The 10,225-nt window shown below is 43.2% G+C and carries 4 protein-coding genes, 3 tRNA genes and 2 rRNA genes (1 of these 9 cut by a window edge); all 9 read left to right on the top strand.

The features are described 5' to 3' along the window. A 23S ribosomal RNA gene (locus CCC71_RS08135) occupies positions 1-2,635 on the top strand (it extends 298 nt beyond the left edge of the window). A 215-nt stretch (positions 2,636-2,850) separates the two neighbouring features. Then, positions 2,851-2,967: ribosomal RNA gene (gene rrf / locus CCC71_RS08130) — 5S ribosomal RNA — on the top strand. Positions 2,968-3,409: 442 nt separating this feature from the next. After that, positions 3,410-4,483 (top strand): IS1249 family transposase, encoded by a 1,074-nt coding sequence (locus tag CCC71_RS08125; protein WP_296333631.1) that lies wholly within the window; start codon positions 3,410-3,412, stop codon positions 4,481-4,483. 892 nt (positions 4,484-5,375) lie between these two features. Next, a complete protein-coding gene (locus CCC71_RS08120) occupies positions 5,376-6,497 on the top strand; it encodes a DUF2827 family protein (protein ID WP_156704225.1) in 1,122 nt (373 codons plus the stop codon). A 114-nt stretch (positions 6,498-6,611) separates the two neighbouring features. Next, positions 6,612-6,687 (top strand) — tRNA-Trp (locus CCC71_RS08115). 123 nt (positions 6,688-6,810) lie between these two features. Beyond that, positions 6,811-6,887 (top strand) — tRNA-Arg (locus CCC71_RS08110). Between the two features lie 34 nt (positions 6,888-6,921). Beyond that, a tRNA-Arg gene (locus CCC71_RS08105) sits at positions 6,922-6,998 on the top strand. Between the two features lie 453 nt (positions 6,999-7,451). Beyond that, complete coding sequence (gene nhaA / locus CCC71_RS08100; RefSeq protein ID WP_296333629.1) at positions 7,452-8,621, top strand: Na+/H+ antiporter NhaA; 1,170 nt, start codon at positions 7,452-7,454, stop codon at positions 8,619-8,621. 254 nt (positions 8,622-8,875) lie between these two features. Beyond that, positions 8,876-10,063 (top strand): Na+/H+ antiporter NhaA, encoded by a 1,188-nt coding sequence (gene nhaA, locus CCC71_RS08095; RefSeq protein WP_021840349.1) that lies wholly within the window; start codon positions 8,876-8,878, stop codon positions 10,061-10,063. Positions 10,064-10,225 lie beyond the last annotated feature (162 nt).

Here is a 10,225-nt window from a genome sequence, read left to right as displayed (position 1 = left end):
CTGTCATCAAGTGTAAATGGGATAGAAGAATCGTGTTGGAAAGCACAGCCGTAGAAGGTGAAAGCCCTGTAATCGAAATCCTGCATGCATGGGACAGTATCCAGAGTACCACGAGACACGTGAAACCTTGTGGGAAGCAGGGGGGACCACCCTCCAAGGCAAAATACCAGTATGGACCGATAGCGCATAGTACCGTGAGGGAAAGGTGAAAAGCACCCCGGGAGGGGAGTGAAAGAGAACCTGAAACCGTATGTCTACAAACAGTCGAAGCGCGTATAATTGCAGCGCGACGGCGTGCCTATTGAAGAATGAACCGGCGAGTTACTGTTACTAGCGAGGTTAAGTGGAAAACATGGAGCCGAAGCGAAAGCGAGTCTGAATAGGGCGAATAGTTAGTGATAGTAGACCCGAAACCGTAGTGATCTATCCATGGCCAGGTTGAAGCACAGGTAAAATTGTGTGGAGGACCGAACTCGTGAGCGTTGAAAAGCTTTGGGATGAGCTGTGGATAGGGGTGAAATGCCAATCGAACACGGAGATAGCTGGTTCTCCCCGAAATAGCTTTAGGGCTAGCCTCATGGAGAGAGTATAGGCGGTAGAGCACTGATCGGGCTAGGGCCCATACCGGGTACCGAACCTAGTCAAACTACGAATGGCTATACTTATACATGGGAGTCAGACTATGAGTGATAAGGCCCATAGTCAAGAGGGAAACAGCCCAGACCACCAACTAAGGTCCCTAATGCTGTACTAAGTGGCGAAGGATGTGGAATTTCTAAAACAACCAGGATGTTGGCTTAGAAGCAGCCAACATTTAAAGAGTGCGTAATAGCTCACTGGTCGAGAGACTCTGCGCCGAAAATGTCCGGGGCTAAAGTACAGAACCGAAGTTGTGGCAAATGCAGTAATGCATTTGGGTAGGGGAGCGTTCTTATTGGATTGAAGCAGTACCGGAAGGAGCTGTGGACTGGTAAGAAGTGAGAATGCCGGTATGAGTAGCGAAAAGAAAGGTGAGAATCCTTTCCACCGAAAGCCTAAGGGTTCCTGAGCAACGATCGTCGACTCAGGGTAAGTCGGGACCTAAGCCGAGGCGGAAAAGCGTAGGCGATGGACAACAGGTTGAAATTCCTGTACTAGTATGAATTGTTTGATCGATGGAGTGACGCAGTAAGATAGGTCAGCACGAGGATGGAAATTCGTGTTTAAGCGTGTAGGTGAAGTGGCAGGCAAATCCACCACTTCGAAAGCTGAGGCGTGATGAGGAGTTACTAGCGATAGTGACGAACTGATTGATTCTACACTGCCGAGAAAAGCTTCTAGGTAGAGACATACTACCCGTACCGAAACCGACACAGGTGGGCGGGGAGAGAATCCTAAGGTGCGCGGGAAAACCCTCGTTAAGGAACTCGGCAAAATGCCTCCGTAACTTCGGGAAAAGGAGGACTCATGTAGTGTGAAGAGCAGTAACGCTCGGAGCATGAATGAGTGGCACAAGAGAGGCGCAAGCGACTGTTTACCACAAACACAGGTGCCTGCTAAAGCGAAAGCTGATGTATAGGTGCTGACACCTGCCCGGTGTTGGAAGGTTAAGAGGAGGGGTTAGGAGTAATCCGAAGCTCTGAATTGAAGCCCCAGTAAACGGCGGCCGTAACTATAACGGTCCTAAGGTAGCGAAATTCCTTGTCGGGTAAGTTCCGACCCGCACGAAAGGTGTAACGACTTGCGCACTGTCTCAACGAGGGACCCGGTGAAATTGAAGTACCTGTGAAGATGCAGGTTACCCGCGACTGGACAGAAAGACCCCATGGAGCTTTACTGCAACCTAAGATTGAATTTAGTTATTGAATGTACAGGATAGGTGGGAGACTTAGAAACTAGGGCGCCAGTCTTAGTGGAGTCATTGTTGGGATACCACCCTTTCCATAATTGAATTCTAACGGGAAGACTAACACCCTTCCGGACAGTCTTAGGCGGGCAGTTTGACTGGGGCGGTCGCCTCCGAAAATGTAACGGAGGCGCCCAAAGGTTCCCTCAGAGCGGACGGAAATCGCTCGAAGAGTGTAAAGGCAGAAGGGAGCTTGACTGCGAGACGGACAGGTCGAGCAGGGACGAAAGTCGGGCTTAGTGATCCGGTGGTGCCGAGTGGAAGGGCCATCGCTCAACGGATAAAAGCTACCCTGGGGATAACAGGCTAATCTCTCCCAAGAGTCCATATCGACGGGGAGGTTTGGCACCTCGATGTCGGCTCATCACATCCTGGGGCTGAAGTAGGTCCCAAGGGTTCGGCTGTTCGCCGATTAAAGTGGTACGTGAGCTGGGTTCAGAACGTCGTGAGACAGTTCGGTCCCTATCCATCGCGGGCGCAAGAAACTTGAAGGGGGCTGCTCCTAGTACGAGAGGACCGGAGTGGACGAACCGCTGGTGTACCAATTATCCTGCCAAGGGTACAGTTGGGTAGCTACGTTCGGGACGGATAAACGCTGAAAGCATCTAAGCGTGAAACCAGCCTTGAGATGAGGTTTCTCATAACATAAGTTAGTAAGATCCCATGTAGACGACATGGTTGATAGGCCAGGTGTGGAAGAGCTGTGAGGCTTGGAGCTGACTGGTACTAATAGATCGAGGGCTTTACTTATAAGTAGTGAGCCATGTTTAAAGGAGCGTAAGCGACACATAAACATGGGCGAATCTCTTAGTTCGCGGCGTAAAATTTTACGAAGTAAAATTCACAGCCGTCGAACAGGAAAACATATAAAGTGCCCTGTGCACTACTCTATCAAAGAATTATCTAATGTGTAACTTACATAATCTACACTTCTATGTGGTTTTCAGAGTACAAGCTCTGACAAATTCAGTGGCGATAGCTACGAGGATCCACCTGTTCCCATCTCGAACACAGTAGTTAAGCTCGTATACGCCGAAAGTACTTGGCTGGAAGCGGCCTGGGAGGATAGGTAGTCGCTGATTACTAAAATAAAGACGGTCATACCGAAAGGTATGGCCGTCTTTTATTTTACTGATGAGTCACTACGTGCCTCATCAGGCTAGCTTCCAGCCAACATTGTAGAGGTGTGCAGGCAGTAAAAGGTACAATAGCGGCGTGGGATACGCAGGGCTCATGTTTTAAAGGAGCGTAGCGACGCATAAAACATAGAGCATCGCGTAGTTCGGGAGTTATAGGACAAAAAGTGTGTGTAAAAAGTGCTGTAAACCTAGATAGATACTGGGTTTATAGCACTTTTATCTTTTTTTGACAAAGATAAAGGGTGGACAAAAAGTGTGTGTAAAAACATGCGTGAACCCACATAACTACTGACTAAAATGGTATTATATCTTCCTAAATAAAAACATAAATAGGAGGATGATTAATATTAAACAAGTAGTTTGCCCTGATTGTGGTTGAAAATGTATAAAACACGGTATATTGAAATCCGGTTCTCAGCGATGGTTTTGTAAGCACTGTAAAGTCGCTTTCACTAACAAAATTAACACCGATAGTCATAATCTAAAGCTGTTTTTGAAATGGTTATTTAGTAAACAGATGCAGCAGGATATGCCTGGAGGCGGGCGTACATTTAGACGTAAAACCGCTAAATTTTGGTCCATATGGTGCCTTCCACCAAAGATTGAGGAAGTATATGATGTGCTTTACTTTGACGGCATATACCTAACGCGTAAGCTCTGTGTACTTATTTGTTGTAGTAAGGACCATGTGTTAGGCTGGTATGTATGTAGATATGAGAACTCTAGAGCTTGGCAAGCATTAATGGACCGTATTGCTCCTCCGCGTGTTGTTATCTCAGATGGCGGATCCGGATTTGCTAAGGCCTTGGCAAAGAGGTGGCCGACAAGTAACCATCAACGTTGTTTATTTCACGTTTTTGCGCAAGTAAGAAGGTATACAACTTCTGCACCAAAAACAATAGCCGGCAAGGCTTTATATGAACTGGCAAAGCGTTTATTTAAGATTCAATCGATAGATGATGCTTATACTTGGATTGATGGATTATTAGCTTGGAGAGAAGAATTTGATGACTTCTTACGGGAAATGACAGTCGACGAAAATGGGAATAAAAGGGCTACTCATGAACGCCTCTTAAAAGCTGAGGCAGGACTTTTACGATTAATTAGAGATGACACTCTATTTACCTACCTGACGTTTGTAGATATTACCGTACCTACAACGAACAATCGACTGGAAGGAGGCGTTAATGCGCAACTTAGGGGGATGTTACGAGATCACAGAGGGTTATCCTTAGAAAGACGATTAAAAGCGGTCTATTGGTGGTGTTACGAGCACTCACCTAGACCGCTTCCTGTTGCTGAAATATTAAAATGTATGCCTACAGATAAAACAATCGCTGCTACTTACCGTAGGATAATGCGGAATAACCGTGTGGATAATATCTTGCCGCAATGGGGGGATGCCATTGTTTGGAATGAGTTCCATATGTCCACGGAATTTCCAATTTATTGGGATTAATTTAAAAAAGCCACACACACTTTTTGTCCTATAAGCCTAGTTCGGGACGTAAGATTTTGCTTTGCAAAATCCACAGGCCCGAACACATAGGTAGTCGCAAATGATGTCGTACTCAGAGAGCTTCCAGCCAATCTTGTACAGGTATTTACTATCTTAGAAGCACAACGAGGAAGCGGAGCTGGGAAAAGTAGGGCAAACGATTTGAAGGAGCGTAGCGACGCGCAAATCGTATTGCATCACTTTCTTTCGAGCGGTAGCGAGAATGATAGGTAGTCGCTGAACAGGCGCATAATACTCTGCGTGACTAAATACCCCTAACGCAGCGAGCGAAGCAATGCGGTCACGCACTAAATCAATAGAGCATTACGCCATTACAGCTCATAGAATCTATAATAACCCCTCTACCGCAGCGAGCGCAGCAATGCGGTATGCCACTAAATCAATAGAGCATTAAGCCACTAGCCCCCTAGCATCAAATGATAGTATTCCTACTACCGCAGCGAGCGAAGCAATGCGGTCACGCCCTAAATCAATAGCGCTTTCTCCCTCTAGCCTTTATAGCACTAAAAAAGTCACTAACGCCAAGCAATCCGGTCACGCCCTAAATCAATAGCGCTTTCTCCCTCTAGCCTTTATAGCACTAAAAAAGTCACTAACGCCAAGCAATCCGGTCACGCCCTAAATCAATAGCGCTTTCTCCCTCTAGCCCTTCTTAGCACTAAATAAGTCACTAAACCGCAGCCATGCAGCCATGCACTACAATTTTACCCTCGCACCTTGTCCCATCCTCCAAACTATGTTATCATTTCCTTGAAATGAGTTTTCAATATCTATGTATAATTGAAATTTTACCGGTTAATACAATAATACCGAATCGGGAAGAGGGGTAGTCATGCAGAAAAAGATAAACATAGGAATTACCTTCTTTTGGGGTGATTCCTATCAGCATATTTGGTCGAATGGGGCAGGCCAAAATATGTTTTTCTTAAAACTCTGTCTAGAGCAGATAGAATTCGTCAATGAGGTCTATTTCGTGTATTGGGGAAACGAATTAACGAGCCTTCCCAGTCAATTCCAAGGTTTTAATGTAAAGTACTACGAATACCATGAAGTACTCAATAAGACAGATTTGCTCATAGAAGGAACGCTAGCATTAGAACCGGCTATCGGCCGTGCTTTTCGTGCCCAAGGGGCCAGAATCATATCGTATCGCATGGGCAATGATTTTATCATGGATATGGAAAAATTCGTTCATGCCGAACAGGGCGGGCGTGCTTTTAACGGAACACGGTATGATGCCGTTTGGATCGCCCCGCATCTGATGAAAACGAATAAACCTTATGTGGAAATCATTACACGGGCACCGGTTTATGAGGTTCCGCATTTGTGGAGCCCGCTATTTATTGATACAAAGATAAAAGAGCTGAGCTTGGAAGGTATATTCGGTTACAATCCTATTGATCCGGAGCAGCGCCGTGTAGCTGTGATGGAACCTAATATTTCTGTTCTCAAAAATTGCATGACCCCCATATTAATTGCGGAAGAAGTATATCGTCGCAATAAAAATCTACTGAAGCATGTATATCTATGTGGTACGGTTGATAAAAAGAACGTCCACGCCTTCTACAATTTTATCGGCTTTACCGATTTGGTAAGACAGAATATCATGTCCGTAGAAGCTCGCTTTATGACACCGGAATTTTTAGGCAAATATACAGACATCGTCTTAGCATTTCAGTGGGAATGCGGACTCAATTATCTTTATTACGAAGCCCTTTATGGGGGATATCCGCTTGTTCATAACTCCGAATATTTAAAAAAAGAAAACATCGGGTTTTACTACGATCAATTTGATGCTTATGCCGGAGCTGATGCCTTAATTAACGCTATTTATGCTTATGATAAGGAAAAAGACTATCATGAGCTGCATAATCGTAAGTATTTAGGAATGCTGTCGCCATTCCATGAAAATAATATTGCAAATTACGAGATGCTCATAAAAGCGCTTTTTTGATGGGGCAACAGTTTACTTTACCTTTACGAGAAATATATTAGTTAAAATTAGGTTTGACATTTACCTCAATATTTGGTATTATATTCTAGTATCAAGTGTGACTTGGTACTACATAGGGGTATAGCTCAATTGGTAGAGTAGCGGTCTCCAAAACCGTTGGTTGTGGGTTCAAGTCCTACTGCCCCTGCCATCCATAATATAGAAGGCGGCCGCAAGGTCGCTCGTTCTATTCTTGAGGAATTGTAAAATATACGAAAAATTTCCCTTGCAATGAACAGCGTATTATGGTATTATATTCGAGTGGCAAGTTTATGACTCAGTAGCTCAGCTGGATAGAGCGTTTGACTACGAATCAAAAGGTCGGGAGTTCGAATCTCTCCTGGGTCACCATTTTTGCTCACTACACAACTTGATAATTACATATGACTCAGTAGCTCAGCTGGATAGAGCGTTTGACTACGAATCAAAAGGTCGGGAGTTCGAATCTCTCCTGGGTCACCATTAGAACCACACTTCGGTGTGGTTTTTTATTTTGTCGATTTTTGTATAATCCGTTTTCGTTAATGACGAATTCCATAGGGGATTTATAGAAAAAATTTATTTCTGACAACCAAAATTATTCCTTGTAAGTTTACATAAATGAGCCTATTCTTATAAATTAGATTCAATTCTAAAGCAGAAATTAGAAGTATAATTTTTTTATTTATTAGTTTAACTTTTTAGAGCTTGATTTTGTAATTGTATTTATAAGTTAGCTTTAAAAATCATATTTCTCAATAACTCTTATCAATTTTTGTTGTACAAATGTATACACAAAACGCACAAAATTACATTCCTCTTCATGATAAAAGATGATATAATATTATATATAAAATAACTAAAAGGAAATAAACGAACGGAAAGTGAGATTATCAAAATTATTGTAAAGTTTATTTCCTTAAGAAAGAAGAGGAGATTATGGCTTGGATTAAATCATTTCTACACTCTCCTTCAGCCGGTGGGATTTTATTACTTATCTCAGCTGCACTGGCAGTCGGAGTAGCAAACTCATCACTGGCAGAACAGTATTTTATGTTCTTAAAACTACCGTTGGGACCATTCCCGGTTGATTTGTGGGTTAACGATGTTTTAATGGCCATATTCTTCTTAGGCGTTGGTCTTGAAATTAAGCATGAAATGATTTACGGTGAATTAAATACGAATGCGAAGCGTATTTTACCGACCATATGCGCTTGTTGCGGTGTTATGGTTCCGGCCATTATTTATTTCGCATTTAACCATGCCAACCCTTTATACCATAGAGGTTGGGCTATTCCGACAGCGACGGATATAGCGTTCTCCATTGGCGTAGTTTCTTTATTGGGGACGCGCGTTCCGGTAGCCATGAAAGTATTACTTACTACATTGGCTGTTGTGGATGATTTGATTGCGGTTATTATCATTGCTGCCGTGTATACCGAATCTTTGTCATTTTTATTCATGGGATTGGCGGTAGTGATTTTTGTTCTCTTGATGATACTGAATAAAAGAGGGATTTTCCATCCTATTCCGTATATTATTCTCGGCCTCGGCTTATGGTACTGTATCTTTAGATCCGGTCTTCATGCGACATTGTCCGGTGTTATTCTGGCCATGACCATACCGTATCGGGCTAAATACAGCACGGGTCGTTTGATTTCACCGATAATGCAGTGGAACAATGCGTTAATCAAATGGATTACCTTCCTAATCTTACCGCTGTTCGGCTTTGTTAATGCCGGGGTATCCTTTGGGGACTTTACATACTCCGATTTATTCCATCCGGTTGTACTCGGTGTTTCTTTAGCACTCTTCTTAGGTAAACAAATTGGCGTATTTGCTACCGTATTTGTTTTAGTTAAAACTAAATTGGTTGACATGCCGGTTCATGCAACTTGGTCTCACGTATACGGCATTGCTCTTTGCTGCGGGATTGGCTTTACTATGAGCTTGTTCGTCGATTTATTGGCATTTCCGGCCGGTCATGCTCAGGAAATGGCGAAAGTCGGTATTTTCATGGGCTCCATTCTCTCCGGTGTGTTAGGGTATTTAGTACTTAGATTCTTAACGCCTGATGTAAGTGCCTTAGAACGGAAAGAAGATTAGTTTTATAGTAATTATTGATAGGTTGGTATTGGAGTTCCTACAGCGTTGTTGGGGATTTTAACAATATAAAATTGTATACTAAGAGGTTTATTGAAAATTTTCAATAAACCTCTTTATTTTATTGCCAGTTTTATTTTGAATAGGGTATACTAAGTAGTGCAGAGGAATTAGTTAAGTTAGCGCATCACCATAAATTATAAAATGTGATGAAGCTTATGAGAGGTTATGAATGTGTGAGAAAGTGAAGGAAACATATGGAGAGTCTTAAAAAAGTTTTTCAAGCGCCGGCTACGGGGGGCATTTTATTGCTGTTAACGGCAGTACTGGCCGTGCTCGTAGCTAATTCGTCGTTCGGTCCGCAGTACGAAGAAATATTGCATACGTACGTAGGTCCTTTATCCGTATCTCATTGGATTAACGATGTATTAATGGCCGTATTTTTCTTAGGCGTCGGCCTTGAAGTAAAACATGAAATGCTCGAAGGCGAGCTAAATACAAATGCTAAACGCTTGTTACCGACCATTGCGGCCGTATTCGGTGTTTTAATGCCGGCTTTGATATATACGTTTTTTACTTATAACCAAAGCGAATTGGTTCGCGGTTGGGCGATTCCGACGGCAACGGATATTGCCTTTTCCATCGGTATTATTTCCTTATTGGGATCGCGAGTACCGTTGGCAGCGAAAGTATTTTTGACAACCTTGGCCGTAGTTGACGATTTAATTGCCGTAATAATTATTGCCGCTGTCTATACACCTTCCTTAGAGTTTATGTACTTGGGTGGTGCGGTTCTTGTTTTTGTATTGCTCTTATTATTGAATAAAAAAGACGTAGTCAGCCCGTGGCCGTACATTATTCTTGGCGTAGCTCTTTGGTTCTGTATCTTCAAATCCGGTTTACACGCTACTTTGTCTGGTGTAATTTTAGCCATGACGATTCCGTCCAAAGTGTTGCGTAACGGCGTGGAATTATCGCCGTTAAATGATTGGCATGAGGCATTGGGCGGTTGGATTACGTTCCTTATCATACCGTTGTTCGGTTTTGCCAATGCGGGCGTTTCCTTTGGCGACTTCCAGTGGTCCGAACTTATGCATCCGGTTATTTTGGGGATTTCCCTGGGCCTTTTCGTGGGCAAGCAAATCGGCATTTTCGGTATCATGTTTGTTCTTGTTAAAACGAAGATTGTACCGATGCCTAAGCCACTTACGTGGAAACATGTTTACGGCGTATCCCTCTGTTGTGGTGTAGGTTTTACCATGAGTCTTTTCGTTAATTTATTGGCATTCCCGCCGGGCCATGCGCAGGAGATTGCCAAAGTCGGTATTTTCTTAGGTTCTATTGTATCCGGTATTTTCGGTTATATTATGCTTCGCTTCTTTACTCCGGAAGTGAAATTAACTGAACCGGAAGATCCGTTTTTCCATAAAAATCATTTAGTATAATCGTTTGAAACGATAACGATTGATGCTGGGACTGTTACTTTTAAGAAAGAGTAGCAGTCCTTTTAGTTTCCCCGTTGAGACATGCTAGGGTCAACTAAATATACGGCTAAATGAATAACTATATCGAAGATATTAATCGAAGTGGGAAAAAGCCCCGTTTAT

Origin of the sequence: Veillonella sp. LMAG:90 (assembly GCF_008679445.1) — a bacterium.
Taxonomy (GTDB): Bacteria; Bacillota; Negativicutes; order Veillonellales; family Veillonellaceae; genus Veillonella_A.
Note: the sequence above shows the minus strand (reverse complement) of the source record. Positions and strands in the feature narration are given on the sequence as shown.